Raw genomic sequence first — 14,413 nt, forward strand, 5'->3', positions numbered from 1 at the left:
GCTTCATATGACAGGCAATACGTTGTTCTGTCGTCCTCGACCGCTTTCTCGATCCGGTGAAGCGTCCACCGGGACCTGGCCCGAAAAGCGTTGCGAGTGCACGGCGTGAACGCTCACGGCACAGCCGTTCTGAAAAGGCGACTGAGATGCGATCCGGTAAGCGAATTTTTTGCCAATCGGCTGTCTTGTCTTATTGGAAGCGTGTGGTGTCGCGCACAATTTGGCGCGAACAGCTACAAGAATTTTGGCACGGTTCGGTTAATAGTCCCGCAATTTGTTGAGTCTTGCGTGAAATATGACAAGAATAATGCAGCCGACGCTCGGGAAATTTGCGAAGTGGTCGCAATACCTGACATGCGTTTCGGTGCGATCAGTAACATCGAGCAACTGGCGGTGTTGGCGCTGCATCGGGCCGACAAGGGGTGATTCAATCACGTACTGTGCAAGCCAATCGGCTCCGCTGGTTGCTTGTCGAGTTCGGATCTATTGTCCACGCTTGCAACGCAAGAACGTTGGAGGCGCATCAAACCATCGATTGCTCTGGCGATCAGACGGTGATGACGAGACAGGCGGGACCGTGGTCAACGCAATCTGTGTAGGCCAACGTGCCGTTGAACACGCGACTTTGCTGAGATATTGACCAGCATATCCGGCAGGAACAGCCGCTTGTGCGGGAATCAAAGTCCGGATGCATGGCGGCAATCCTGACCTTCAAACCGCGGCGAATGAAAGCATGGCAAACCGGGGCGTCCAAGCTTGACCCCAATCCCTTGGACGTCCCATTCAGTCTAGAAAAACACTTTACGGAAGCGTTATAGTTCTTCCTTCCGTGACAACGGCAGACCCCGATGCCCCTGAACTATTCTGCCAAACAATAAAAAGGCACTTGTCGTGACCAGGCGATGGGTCGCCCCAATATTTGTTGTCTGCGGGAAACTCTCTCTTACCGTCCGCATACATTTTCGTTACCTGGCTTGTCACGTCGTATGTGTCAGTATTTACGCCATAACCTGCAAAAGATATCTTAATCATTATTTCACTCCATTAGGTAGTAAGGCGAGTCTTTAATATGATGTAAATATTCATAAATTGTCAATATAAATCTGATGTTTGCCGGTATGAAAAGGCGGTCCGGCAGTCGAAACGACAGGGGAAGTGGTAACCCGCGATCACGTAAGCACCGTTTCTGTCAGGTGCGTTGCTTCAATGACCAAGGAGTCTTTGTAAGATTAAATTTCGGGTCGGATAACTTTTATGACTTGGTTTAACTCCCGGTCTTGTTTTGCCTGGCGGCAAGCGATGCCTAACGTACCGATCGACGACGGCTACTCATCGACCGCTTCTGCCCGAGCGAGCATCGTGCAATCGCCGGAACGTGGGCGCAAACCGACGCCAGACCGGGCAGTGCTGACTGGCATCGTATTCGTGCCGGGCTCGTCCCGGTACGCACCTTGCTGCGTTCGCGCGCGCTCGTCTGTCGGCGACATCATCGTGAAAGCGATATCGATTCCCGTACCTCTATCGGCTTGCCCATGAATCCTGGCTCGCTTGCCTGGCTGATTTCCGCGCTCGCCACCGCGGGCGTCATCGTGCGCCCGTTCGGCTGGCCCGAGGCCATCTGGGCCGTGAGCGGCGCGCTGCTGCTCGTCGTGCTGAACCTGTTGCCCGTCGCGCAGGCGCTGGACGCCGTCGCGAAAGGCGGCGACGTGTACCTCTTTCTGACGGGCATGATGCTGTTGTCCGAGGCGGCCCGTCGCGAGGGGCTGTTCGACTGGGTCGCGACGCACGTCGTCGATCTCGCGCAGGGTTCGCGGCGGCGGCTGTTCGCGCTGATCTACGTGGTCGGTGTCGTCACCACGGTGTTTCTGTCGAACGATGCAACCGCGGTCGTGCTGACGCCCGCGGTCCTTGCCGCCGCGCGCCGCGCGAAGGCCGACCCGATGCCGCTGCTGTACAGCTGCGCGCTCGTCGCGAATGCCGCGAGTTTCGTGCTGCCGATTTCGAATCCGGCGAACCTGGTGCTGTACGGCGCGCACATGCCGTCGCTTGGCCCATGGGTCGCGCACTTCGCGGTGCCGTCCGTCGCGTCGATCGCGTGCACGTTCGTCGTGCTGCGGATCGTGCAGCGACGTGCGCTGGCCGGCCATTGCGAATCCGGGCTCCCGGTGCAGCCGCTGACGCGCGGCGGACGCATCGCGCTGGCGGGCATCGCGGCGACGGCCGTCGCGCTGATGACGGTGTCGGTCCTGGATCGCCCGCTCGGCTTGCCGACCGCGCTGGCGGGTGTCGCCACGGTCGCGTGCGTGGTGATGCGGGATCGCGCGGCGGGCGTGCCGATCGTTCGCGCGATTTCATGGAGCGTGCTGCCGCTCGTCGCGGGGTTGTTCGTCGTCGTCGAGGCGCTCGACCGGACTGGCGCGGTGCGCGTACTGGCGAGAGTGATACACGCACTGACGCAACGCGGCGAGCACGTCGCCGCGGCCGCGGCGGGCGTCGCGGTCGCGCTGGTGTCGAACGGAGTCAACAATTTGCCCGCGGGGCTGATCGCGAGCTCGACGATCCAGGCCGCGCACAGCCCGCAAACGGTGATCGATGCGATTCTGATCGGCGTGGATCTCGGCCCGAACCTGTCGGTCACCGGCTCGCTCGCGACGATTCTCTGGTTGGCGGCGATCCGGCGCGAAGGGCTGCAGGTCGGCTTCCGCGCGTTCCTCGCGGTCGGGGCGTGCGTGATGCCGCCGGCACTGCTGCTCGCGCTGGGCGCGCGGTTCGCGGGCGGCGGCTGACGCGCGATGCGGTCGGCCGCCCGGGCCGCCCTAGAACGAGTAGGCGAGCGACGCGAACAGGCTGCGCGGCGCGCCCGGCGTGACCCACAGGCTGTTGTACGAGCTGACGTAGGTAGTGCGATTGAACAGGTTGTTCAGCACGACCGAGGCACGCAGGTGCTTGTTGACCTGCAGATAGCCGTTGAGCTGCACGGTCGCGTAGGCCGGCAGCTCGAAGCCGTCCTGCGTGTTGGCCGTGTTGCCGGCCCGGCGGCCGACGTAGATCACGCCGGCGCCGGCGCCGGCCTTGTCCGCGAACGGCAGGGTGGTCTCGTACATGAGCAGCGCGCTGCCGCTCAGCCGCGGCACGTCGACGAGGCGCGAGCCGGGCGCCAGCACCGTATCGCGCGTGACTTCGGCGTCGACGTACGCGAAGTTGGCGATGCCGCGCAGGCCGTAGCCGATGTCGCCGCTCCATTCGAATTCGACGCCGCGGCTGCGTACTTCGCCGGCCGCGCGCGAGAAGCCGGCATTCGCGGGATCGGCGGTGAGCACGTTGCGCTTGGTGACGTAGAACGCCGAGACGGTCGTGAGCGAGCGCGCGCCCGCCCATTTCGCGCCGGCTTCGTAGCCGTGGCCTTTCTCGGGATCGAACGCGTTGCCGTTGATGTCGGCGCCGTTGTTCGGCCGGAACGAATACGCGGTGTTCGCATAGAACGACAACGCGGGGCTCATTTCATACACGACGCCGATGCGCGGGCTCACCGCGGTCTGCAACTGGCTTGTCGTCACGCCCTTCAGGCGGTTGTCGATCGACTGGTGGAAGCGATCCCAGCGCAGCCCGGCCAGGATCTTCCAGTGCGGCCCGAACGCGAGCGTGTCCTGCGCGTAGACGCCTTGTCCGTTATCGCGTTCGAGCAGGTTGGTCGCGGTGCGCGGCGTCGGCGCGGGCTGGCCGTAGACCGGATCGAAGATGTCGATCGCATACGGCGCCGCGGCGCTCGGCGTCGAGCGAGCGACGAACTGGTCGTAGTTGAAGCGGTACGCATCGACGCCCATCACGAGCGTATGGCCGATGCCGCCCGTGCGGAACGAGCCGGTGGTTTCGAGGCGACCTTGCAGGTCGTTCGAGTGAAACGCGACTTGCCGGTAGCGGCGCCACAGCGTGCGGCCGTCCGGCTGCAACGCGAAGGCTTCGGACGAGCGTCCCGACAGGTCGGTATTGCGTTGCGCGACGCCCGCGTTGATCGACCAGGCCGAATCGATGCGATGCTCGAGCGTGAACTGGTGGCCCGTGTTGCGCACGTCGTAGTCGCCGTCGCGCGGCTCGCCGAGAAAGCGCGACGCGGGGATCACGCCGAGCTGCCCGTTGACCGCCAGCACGCCGCGATCGAGAGGTGCACGCTGACGCGCGCTCTCGAACTCGTAGTGCAGCGTCGTGTCCGCGCCGATGTCCCACGTGAACGACGGCGAGAACAGGTAGCGTTTGCTCGATACCGTGTCGCGAAAGCTGCCGTTGTTCTCGTTCATCGCGACGAACCGGTACGCCAGCGATTTCGTGACGGGGCCGGTCGAATCGAGTGTCTGGCGCAATGCGCCGTAGCTGCCGGCCGACACGCCGATGGTGTTCGCGCGTGCGAACTGCGGCTGCTTCGTCGTATAGCTGATGATCCCGCCCGGATCGCCGCGACCATACAGCGCGGACGCGGGCCCCTTGAGCACTTCCATGCGCTCGACGTTGACGGTGTCGCGCGGCACGCTCATGCCGCGATTCCACGAAAAGCCGTTGACCAGGTAGTCGGTGCCGGACGTGTTGCCGTCGCCGGCGAAGCCGCGTACCGCGTAGTTGTCCCACAGGCCGCCGAAGTTGTTCTGGCGCGAGACGCCCGCGACCCAGTCGTACAGATCGTCGCCGCGCGTCGCGGCCACGGTCTGGATCAGCTTCGTATCGACGCTGCTGACCGCGAACGGAATCTCCATCACGTCCGCCTCGGTGCGCGTCGCGCTCGTCGATTCGCGCGTGCGAAACGGTGCCGTCGCGCGTTGCGCGGAGATCTCGATGGTGGGCAGCGCCGCTTCCTGCGCGTCGGCCGCGCCCATGCCGGCCGTGCCGACGACGATGGCCATCGGTGCGGCCGCCCAGTTCCTCCTGCTCATACCCGTCCTCTTTTGGTGTGGTTCGCGTTCGGGCACGGCAAGCGGCATCACGCCGGCAACGGTGTTCCAAACAGTACATTTGCGCGGCAATTTAATGCAAATGAGAGGCATTTGCAATCGTAATTTTCACCATCGTTACGGGAAGCGAAACGGTGCGCCGCACGACCACGGTCGAGGGGAGGTGTGGATTTATCGAAATACCGAATGGCGGGAAAGTGATCGTATCGTGACGGTGGTCGAGTAGAACTTCCGTCTCGATCGGGGGAGGATACTCGCTGAATATCGGGTAAACGTGGAAATGCACGGGTCGAGAAAATGAAGTGTGTTGTTTGACAAATCCCGTAATTCGGGATTACAGTGAAAACACTTCAATCAAACCCATCGATCGGCCGCATGAACATCCCACAGCTGGACACCGATACCGGAACACGAAGCGGGGCGAGCGTCGTACTCGCGACGGCGCGAGCTGCCGGCGTCGACGTCTGTTTTGCCAATCCCGGCACGACCGAGATGCCGTTCGTCGGCGCGCTCGACACCGTGGCGGGCATGCGCTCGATCCTCGGGTTGTTCGAGGGCGTGTGCACGGGCGCCGCGGACGGCTATGGCCGCATGGCCGGCAAGCCCGCGATGACACTGCTGCATCTCGGGCCCGGACACGCGAACGGCATTGCGAACCTGCACAATGCGCGCCGCGCCCGTACGCCGATCCTGAACATCGTCGGCGATCACACGCGCGACCATCTGAAGTACGACGCACCGCTGACGTCCGACATCGAATCGCTCGCGCGCCCAGTGTCGGTGTGGTACCGCAGCGTGGCGCGCGACATGGATCTCGCGACCGATACGGCCGACGCGATTTCGGCCGCGATGGGCGCACAACGCGGCGTCGCGACGCTGGTGCTGCCGGTCGATCTCCAGTCGGCCAGGATGCGTGGCGCGGCGTCGCCCGCCGTCGTTCGCCCGGCCGCGGTGTCGTTCGATCCCGCAGGGGTCGAGCGGGTGGCCGATCTGCTGCTCGGCGGCCATCGCGCCGTCCTGCTGATGGGCGGTCGCGCGCTGTCGGCGCGCGGCCAGCGTGCGGCGGCGCGCATCGCGGCGGCCACCGGCGCGACCTGCTTCAGCGAAACCTTTCCCGCGCGTGCCGAACGTGGTGGCGGCCTGCCGGATATCGACCGCCTCCCTTATTTTCCCGAGCCGGCGCTGGCCGCGCTGGCCGGCCGGCGCGTGGTGCTGGCGGGCGCGCTCGCGCCCGTCACCTATTTCGGCTACGAAGGCATTCCGGGCGAACTCGCGCGGCCCGAGGACATCGTAACGCTCGCTACACCGGGCGACGCGGCGGACGACGCGCTGGAGGCGCTCGCCGATCGCATCGGCGCGGCGGGGCATGACGATGGCGTGCGCGTCGAGCGCTGGCACGTGGAGGGCGGGCCGCTCACGCCGCAGGCCGTCGGCCGTGTGCTCGCGAATGCGCTGCCCGACGACGCGATCGTGTCGATCGAAGGCGGCACGTGCGGCTACCCGTTCGTGACCGCATCGGCGCGCGCGCGTCGTCACACCATTTTGACGAACACCGGCGGCGCGATCGGCCAGGGCCTGCCGGTGGCGCTCGGCGCCGCCGTCGCGTGCCCGGACCGCCGCGTGTTCGCGCTGCAGTCCGACGGCAGCGCGCAGTACACGATCCAGTCGCTGTGGACGATGGCGCGCGAGCGTTTGCCGATCGTGATGCTGATCGCATCGAACCGGCGCTACGGGATCCTGCAGACCGAGCTCGCGCGCAGCGGCCTGCCGACCGACACGCCGCACGCGAGCCGCTTGACGCAACTCGACGACCCACCGATCGACTGGCTCGCGCTGTCGCGCGGCTACGGCGTGCCGGCTCGACGCGCGAGCGACACGCATGCGCTGGTGCAAGCGCTCGACGACGCGCTTGCGCATACCGACGGGCCGACGCTCGTCGAAATGCAGTTGTCCTGATCGTGCAACCGGCTCTTTTCTTCAATCCCGACTCTCACCTTTCATCGCTATGGATCTGCAACTCCACGGAAAAGCCGCGTTCATCACCGGCGGCAGCATGGGCATTGGCAAGGCGGTCGCGCTCGAGCTGGCGCGCGAAGGCGTCAATGTGTCGATCGCCGCGCGCCGCATCGAACACCTCGAAATCGCGGCCGCCGAGATCCGCGCGGCGCTCGCGCCGCTCGGCAGCGCGGCCGGCGCAATCCTGCCCGTCACGATGGACACGACCGACATGGCGTCGGTCGAAGCGGCGATGGCCGCGAGCGTCGAGCGCTTCGGCCGGCTCGACATCCTGCTGAACGGCGCCGCGCATCCGGGCGGCCTCGTGCGGACCGAGCTCGAACACGCGGACCCGCAGGGGCTGCTCCAGGACATCGACATCAAGGTGGTCGGCTATCTGCGTTGCGCGAAGGCGGCCGCGCCGTACATGCGGCGCAACGGCTTCGGCCGGATCGTCAATATCGGCGGCCTGACGGGCCGCGGCAGCAAGCAGCTGTCCGGCATGCGCAACGTGGCGATCGTGCATCTGACCAAGACGCTGTCCGACCAGCTCGGCCCGTTCGGCATCACGGTTAACACGATCCACCCCGGCGTCGTCGAGACGCCGCACATCCACGAGCTCTACGAGAAGGAAGCGCAGAAGCAGGGGCTCACGGCCGCCGAGGTCGAGGCCAACTACGTGAAGGTCACGCCGATCCGGCGCGTGCTGCAGCCCGAGGAAATGGGGTGGATCGTCGCGTTTGTCGCGTCGCCGAAATCCGGCTCGATCACAGGCGAATCGATCGGCTGCGATGGCGGGCTCACGCGCGGCATTTTTCTCTGACACAAGGAGCATTTCATGACCGCAACCGTACTGGTCGCCACCGCCGGGCAAGGCATCCTGCGCTCGAACGACGACGGCAAGACATGGCATCGCCTGGGGCTCGCCGAGCCGATCGAATTCGACGGCATCGTGCGTGCGCTCGCGGTGTGCCCCGCGACGCCGTCGCGCATCTACGCCGGCGCCGATTCGGGGCTATGCATCAGCGACGATGGCGGCGCGCACTGGTTTCGGCCCGAGAACCTGCTGAACGGGCAGACGGTCTGGTCGATCGCGACCGATCCTGCGAACCCGGCGGTGCTCTATGCGGGCACCGGCGCGCCGTCGCGCGCGGCGCTTTACAAGTCCAGCGACGCGGGCGCGACCTGGGAGAGAACGGCACCGGAGTTCCCGGAGTTTTGCGCGGGCGTCAATCGTCCGCGGCTGCTGACGATCTGCGTGGACCCGGACGACAGCCGCAACGTCTGGTACGGCGTGGAGGAAGGCGGCGCATGGCGCAGCCGCGATGCCGGCGCGAGCTGGACGCGCGTGGACGGCGCCGGCACCGCGATCCGCAACAGCGACATTCACGCGATCGCCGTCCTCCCGGCCACGCAGGACCGGCCGAAGACCACGGTGCTGCTGACGGTCAACGCGGTGCACGTGAGCGAGGATGACGGTGCGACATGGGATGCCAGGCTGTCGCGCGAGCGTTTCGACGGGCTGTACTACACGCGCACGGTCGTGCAACTGCCGGAGCCGGAAGGCACCCTGCTGATGGCGATCGGCGACGGTACGCCGGGCACCCGCAGCCGCATCTACCGCTCGACCGATCGCGGCCATGCGTGGCACGAGACGGACCTCCACACGCCGCCGAACTCCACGTTCTGGGCGTTCGGCGTACATGCGGCGCGGCCGACGCTCGTCTATGCGGGCACCAAGTACGGGCACCTGTTCCGTTCGCATGACGGCGGCCGGAACTGGACCAAGGAATGGCGCGATTTCAGCGAGATCACGGCGGTTGCGTGGACACCGTTCGACGCGCCGCTCGTCGCCCATGCGCAATCGGCCTACTGAGCGGAGCGAACGATGACACCGTCCGATATCCGCCAACATGCCGAGCGTGCGAACGCGAGCGGCTTGCCGCTGCCGACGCCGCGCGTGCAGCGCACCCATCTGTCGCTGTTCGTGCGCGATCCCGTCCGTTCGAGCACGTGGTATGCCGAGGTGCTCGGCATGACGGAAACCGCGCGCGGTGAGCAGTGGGTGTTCATGTCGTTCGGCCAGAAGCACCACGACATCGCGCTGATTCGCGCGGCGTCCGATGCGGAGCTCGGCACGATCGGCCTGCAGCACTACGGCCTCGAAATCGCCGGCGGCCTGACCGAATTGCGCCGCCTGTACGGGATGCTGATTCGCCGCGACGTGCCGATCGTCAAGATTACCGACCACAAGGTCGGGATCGGCGTGTATTTCACGGACCCGGACGGCAACCGGCTCGAATTCTTCTGCGAAACGGTCATGGACGACGAAGAGGGCAAACGCGTACTGCACCGGTACAACGCGCCGAGCGATCCGTTCCAGCTCGAACCGCTGTTCGACTGAGGCGCCGCCTTTCAATCCGAGGCATCGTCATTTTATAAAGGACTGCAAATGAGCAAGACCGCCAATTTCGAAGGGTTTCATATCCGCAAGTGGTACACGCAAATCGAGGATTCGCTCGCGAACGAATCCGGCCAGCTCGCGGACGGCGAGCCGCTGCGCAAGATCGTGATCGCCGCGGCCGTGCACAACCCGTACGCGGGGCGATTCAGCGAAAACCTCGACGATCTGGTGCGCCCGTCGCCGGCGCTCGGCAAGGAGTTCGCGCGACGCATCGAGGCGCTCTCCGCCGGCCGTGCGATCGAGAGCTACGGCAAGGCGTGCCTGGTCGGCTCGGCCGGCGAATACGAACACGGCAATGCGTTCCTCACGTCGATCTTCGCGGAGCCGATCCGCGCGGCGCTGGGCGGCGGAAAATCGTGGGTGCCGTCGAGCGGCAAGCGCGGCCCGATCAACACGGTGATCGACGTGCCGCTCGCGCACAAGGATGCGCTCTACGTGCGCTCGCACTATGACACGGTAACGTGCCTGTTTCCCGATGCACCGAACGCCGACGAAGTGCTGGTGATCTTCGCGTTCGCGACGCGCGGCCGGCTGCATGCGCGGCTCGGCGGGCTGAAGGCGAGCGAGATCGTCGGCCGCGATGGTCTGGTCTGAGCGCATGCGGGCCGGGGAGCAGATGATGAACAGGGCATCCGTCAAGGATGGATGGATCGACAACGATGGATTGCGGCTGCACTACGTGAGCTGGGGGCGCGACGATGCGCCGACCGTGGTGATGCTGCATGGCTTGCGCAGCTACGCGCATACCTGGGCGCCCGTCGCAGCTGCGCTGGTCGACCGCTACCGGGTCGTCGCGCTCGATCAGCGCGGGCGCGGGTTGAGCGATTGGGACCCGCGGCGCGACTACTACGCGGCCGCCTACGTGCGCGATCTCGACGCATTGGTGCGTGCGCTGGACCTGCGACGATTCGTGCTGGTCGGACACTCGATGGGCGGCGCCAACGCGTTCGTCTACGCGGCGGCGCAGCCGCAACGGCTCGTGGGCCTTGCGATCGAGGACATGGGCCCCGGCGCGTCGGCCGGCTCCGCGGGTTCCGAGCGCATCAAGCGCGAGCTGAAGGAAACGCCGGATGCGTTCGCGTCGTGGGACGACGCCCGCGCGTTCTGGCGGCGCCAGCGGCCGAACATCGCGGAATCCGCGCTCGATTCGCGCATCGCGCATTCGCTGAAAGAAGACGAGCCCGGCCGGATCGTCTGGCGGCACGACGCGCAAGGAATTGCGGCCGCGCGGCTGGCGGCGACGCCAGAGCAACTCGTCCATCTGTGGCCGTTGATCCTCAACCTGCACGTGCCGACGTTGCTGTTGCGCGGCGGCGACTCGGATTTCCTGTCCGCGGACGTGGCGGCTGAAATGGCGGCCGCCAATGCGGAAATCGAGCGGATCGACATTCCCGGCGCGACGCATTACGTGCACGACGATCAACCCGATGCGTTCAATCGCGCATTGCGCGCGTGGCTCGATCGTCTCGAGGATCCTGCATGGCGCAGCGGAGGCGTGGGCGAATGAAAGCGAACAACCGGAACCGAACCTCGATTGCCATCGTCGGCGCGGGGCCGAACGGTGTGGCCATGGCGAACCTGCTCGGCCTGTACGGCGTCGATACGATCGTCGTCGAACGGGCGCCGCAGATCGTCGAGTTCCCGCGGGCGGTTGGCATCGACGACGAGGCGCTGCGGCTGTTTCAAACGGCCGGCCTGGCCGACGAGCTGAGCCGCGACATCATCCAGAACGTGCCGTTGCGCATGTTCAAGGCGAACGGCGAATGTTTCGCCGACATCCGTCCGTCGATACGCGAGTTCGGCTGGTGGCGCCGCAACATCTTCATGCAGCACCTGGCCGAACGCACGCTGCGCGACGCACTGGCACGCTATCCGCACGTGTCGCTGCGTACGGGCGAAGAGGTCGTCGGTCTGGAGCAAGACGACGAATGCGTGACGCTTCAGGTACGCGCCGCCGACGGGCAGCAATACGAACTCGACGCAGACTACGTGGTGGCGGCCGACGGCGGACGCAGCCCCGTCCGCGAGATGCTCGGCATCAAGCTGGCCGGCACGACGCATCCGATGAAGTGGGTCGTGGTCGACGTGAAGAACGCGCGGCTCGACCAGCCGTGTACCGCGCTGAACTGCGATCCGCGCCGCCCGAACGTCTGTATTTATCTACCGTTCAACTACCGACGCTGGGAATTTCTCGTGTTTCGGCACGAGGACGAGGAAGCGATCGCGCAACCGGAGTCGATCCGCGCGCTGATCGCACCGTACGTCGACGACGTCGATCGCATCGAGATCGTGCGTGCGCGGACCTACACGCATCACTCTCGTGTGGCCGAACGTTTCGTCGCCGGCCGGGTGGCGTTCATCGGCGATGCCGCGCACCTGAGCCCGCCGTGGATCGGCCAGGGGCTGAACGCGGGGCTGCGCGACGTGGGCAATCTGGCCTGGAAGCTGGCGGGGGTCGTGAACGGCACGTTGCACCGGAGCGTGATCTCGACGTACGAATCGGAGCGCCGCGACCATGCGAAGGCGATGATCGATCTCGCCGACACGTTCGGCGCCATGCTGATGCCGACCAGCCGTCTGGTCGCGTTCCTGCGCGACCGGTTCCTCGGGCTCGCGCGGTATGCGCCGGGTCTGAAGGACTACGTGCTGCAGATGCGCTTCAAGCCGATGCCCAGCTATACGCACGGGGTCGTGGTCACGGGCACGTCGGACGCCGTCGGGCGCATGATCGCCCAACCCGACGTCGAAACGGCCGACGGCGCCCGTCGCAAGCTCGACGACGTGCTCGGCCCGTGGTTTGCGATCATCGGCTGGCGATGCGATCCACAGGCGTGCCTGAGCGACGACGATCGCGCGTTCTGGACCGCGCTGGGCGCGAAATTCGTGCAGATCGTACGGTCGCGCAGCGGAACGTGCCGTGAGCAGCGCATCGCGAGCGCGCACGACAGCGTGTGCGTCGAGGACGTCGACAACGCGATGGCCGAATGGTTCGACCGGCACGCGGCGCCGCTCGTCGTCGTCCGTCCGGACCGCTATGTGGCGGCGCAGACGGACGCCGCCGGCATGGCCGGCGTGACCGCGGCGTTCCAGGCGTTTGCAGCGCGACAACGGGAGACCGCGGATGTTTGTTGAGCAACGCACCTACACGCTGGTGCCGGGCGGCGTCGCCGAGTATCTGCGGCTGTATGCGGAATGCGGTCGCGCGCCGCAGGAGCACGCACTCGGCACGATGGTCGGCTGTTTTGCAACGGAGATCGGGCCGCTGAACCAGCTCGTCTATCTGTGGGCGTTCGAGTCGCTGGACGATCGCGCCCGGCGTCGCGCGGTGCTGATGGCCGATCCCGAATTCAGGACGTTTCGCGGCAAGGTCCGGCATCTGCTCGTCCGGCAGGACAACCAGATCCTCCGACAGGAAATCGGCGGCCTGTTGCGTGCACCGCCATCGGCCGCGTGATGCGACCGTCACCCTGTCCATCACGCATCGCGCCGTCTCTACCGAGGTATCCGTCTTGATCCCGTTTACGCCCCTGACTTCCCGCATGACGCCCGACGCGCAACGCGATTACGCGTCGCTCCATCTGTATATCGACGGCCGGTTCCTTCGGGCCGATGGCCGGCGCACGCAGCCCGTTGTCGATCCGGGAACCGGCAGCGTGCTCGGCGACTTGCCGCATGCGACGCCGGACGATATCGACGCCGCGGTGCGCGCCGCGCATCGCGCGTTCGCGACATGGCGCAGCGAGTCGCCGCTCGCGCGCTCGAACATCCTGCGCCGCGCGGCTGCGCTGGTGCGCGAGCGTGCGCCGGCGATCGGCCGTCATATCACGATGGACCAGGGCAAGCCGCTTCGCGAGGCGATCGCCGAGGTCGTGTCGTCCGCCGAGCAGCTCGAATGGCATGCGGAGGAGGGGCGCCGCACGTACGGCCGCGTCGTGCCGTCGCGCTCGCCGGATGTCGCGCAGACGGTGTTGCGCGAGCCGATCGGCGTGTGCGCGGCGTTCTCGCCGTGGAATTTTCCGTTCAGCCAAGCGATGCACAAGATCGCGGCCGCGCTTGCGTCGGGCTGCACGCTGGTGCTGAAAGGGCCGGAGGAATCGCCGAGCGCGATCGTCGCGCTCGCGCGGATCTTTCACGACGCCGGCTTGCCCGCGGGCTGCCTGAACATCGTCTGGGGCGTGCCGGCCGACGTGTCGAGGCAACTGATCGAGTCGCCGCTCGTGCGCAAGATCTCGTTCACGGGTTCGGTGCCGGTCGGCAAGCAACTGGCGGCGCTCGCCGCGTCGCACATGAAGCGCATGACCATGGAGCTGGGCGGGCATGCGCCGGTGCTGGTCTGTGCGGATGCGGAGATCGAGCGCGCCGCGACGTTGCTGGCCGCGTACAAGTTTCGCAACGCCGGGCAGGTGTGCGTGTCGCCGACGCGCTTTTTCGTGCAACGCCCGGTGTTCGACCGGTTCGTCGCCGCGTATCTCGACGCGGTCGGCGAGATCCGCGTCGGCTACGGGCTGGACGACGGCGTGACGATGGGCCCGCTCGCGCATGCGCGGCGGGTGGCCGAGATCGAAGCGTTCGTCGCCGACGCCCGCGCGCAAGGTGCGGATATCGCCACCGGCGGGACGCGCGTGACCGGACCAGGGCACTACTTCGCGCCGACGGTCGTGCTGGGCCCGGCGCGCGACACGCGGCTGATGAATGAAGAGCCGTTCGGCCCGATCGTCGGGATCGTGCCGTTCGATGTGCTCGACGATGCGCTCGCCGAGGCCAACCGCTTGCCGTTCGGCCTCGCGTCGTACGCGTTCACGACGTCGGCGCGCGATGCGCACCGGATCGGCCGCGCGCTCGAAGCCGGCATGGTCAACATCAATCACTTCGGGATGGGGCCGGCGGAGATCCCGTTCGGCGGCGTGAAGGACAGCGGCTTCGGCAGCGAGGGCGGAACGGAGACGTTCGACGGTTATCTGGTCACCAAATTCATCACGCAGATGAACTGACCGGATGTCGGTCGACCGTCGCG

General features: G+C 66.2%; 12 protein-coding genes. 11 read left to right on the top strand and 1 reads right to left on the bottom strand.

From position 1 onward, the window contains the following. Positions 1–288: 288 nt before the first annotated feature. Complete coding sequence (locus HWX62_RS01735; protein WP_175930722.1) at positions 289–426, top strand: hypothetical protein; 138 nt, start codon at positions 289–291, stop codon at positions 424–426. 1,106 nt (positions 427–1,532) lie between these two features. Next, on the top strand, positions 1,533–2,786 hold the full coding sequence (locus HWX62_RS01740; RefSeq protein ID WP_175930721.1) for an arsenic transporter: 1,254 nt from the start codon (positions 1,533–1,535) through the stop codon (positions 2,784–2,786). A gap of 30 nt (positions 2,787–2,816) precedes the next feature. On the opposite strand, the gene HWX62_RS01745 is transcribed toward HWX62_RS01740, so the two are convergent. Next, the gene (locus HWX62_RS01745; protein WP_175930720.1) at positions 2,817–4,922 is read right to left on the bottom strand and encodes a TonB-dependent receptor; all 2,106 of its coding nucleotides are present in this window, start codon (positions 4,920–4,922) and stop codon (positions 2,817–2,819) included. 393 nt (positions 4,923–5,315) lie between these two features. On the opposite strand from HWX62_RS01745, the gene HWX62_RS01750 reads away from it, so the two are divergent. The 9 genes from HWX62_RS01750 (at position 5,316) to HWX62_RS01790 (ending at position 14,390) form a co-directional block, all read left to right on the top strand. Then, the gene (locus HWX62_RS01750; RefSeq protein ID WP_175930719.1) at positions 5,316–6,896 is read left to right on the top strand and encodes an acetolactate synthase large subunit; all 1,581 of its coding nucleotides are present in this window, start codon (positions 5,316–5,318) and stop codon (positions 6,894–6,896) included. Between the two features lie 49 nt (positions 6,897–6,945). After that, complete coding sequence (locus tag HWX62_RS01755) at positions 6,946–7,758, top strand: SDR family oxidoreductase (protein WP_175930718.1); 813 nt, start codon at positions 6,946–6,948, stop codon at positions 7,756–7,758. Positions 7,759–7,773: 15 nt separating this feature from the next. Further along, positions 7,774–8,811: a sialidase family protein gene (locus HWX62_RS01760; protein ID WP_175930717.1), complete on the top strand. Its 1,038-nt coding sequence runs from the start codon at positions 7,774–7,776 to the stop codon at positions 8,809–8,811. Between the two features lie 12 nt (positions 8,812–8,823). Then, positions 8,824–9,339, top strand: coding sequence for a VOC family protein (locus tag HWX62_RS01765; RefSeq protein WP_175930716.1), 516 nt, complete (start codon positions 8,824–8,826; stop codon positions 9,337–9,339). Between the two features lie 48 nt (positions 9,340–9,387). Then, positions 9,388–9,993, top strand: a complete 606-nt coding sequence (locus HWX62_RS01770) for an amino acid synthesis family protein (protein WP_175930715.1) — start codon at positions 9,388–9,390, stop codon at positions 9,991–9,993. A 25-nt stretch (positions 9,994–10,018) separates the two neighbouring features. Then, positions 10,019–10,906 (top strand): alpha/beta hydrolase, encoded by an 888-nt coding sequence (locus tag HWX62_RS01775; protein ID WP_175930714.1) that lies wholly within the window; start codon positions 10,019–10,021, stop codon positions 10,904–10,906. Further along, positions 10,903–12,531, top strand: coding sequence for a bifunctional 3-(3-hydroxy-phenyl)propionate/3-hydroxycinnamic acid hydroxylase (locus HWX62_RS01780; RefSeq protein ID WP_175930713.1), 1,629 nt, complete (start codon positions 10,903–10,905; stop codon positions 12,529–12,531). The genes HWX62_RS01775 and HWX62_RS01780 overlap by 4 nt, the downstream gene beginning before the upstream one ends. Beyond that, positions 12,521–12,853 (top strand): NIPSNAP family protein, encoded by a 333-nt coding sequence (locus HWX62_RS01785; protein WP_027809144.1) that lies wholly within the window; start codon positions 12,521–12,523, stop codon positions 12,851–12,853. The genes HWX62_RS01780 and HWX62_RS01785 overlap by 11 nt, the downstream gene beginning before the upstream one ends. Positions 12,854–12,938: 85 nt before the next feature. Then, positions 12,939–14,390 carry an NAD-dependent succinate-semialdehyde dehydrogenase gene (locus HWX62_RS01790; RefSeq protein ID WP_175930712.1) on the top strand — a complete coding sequence of 484 codons (1,452 nt, stop codon included), beginning with the start codon at positions 12,939–12,941 and terminating at the stop codon, positions 14,388–14,390. Positions 14,391–14,413: the final 23 nt, after the last annotated feature.

It is taken from the genome of Burkholderia sp. BCC0506, from assembly GCF_902833145.1.
Classification (GTDB): domain Bacteria; phylum Pseudomonadota; class Gammaproteobacteria; order Burkholderiales; family Burkholderiaceae; genus Burkholderia.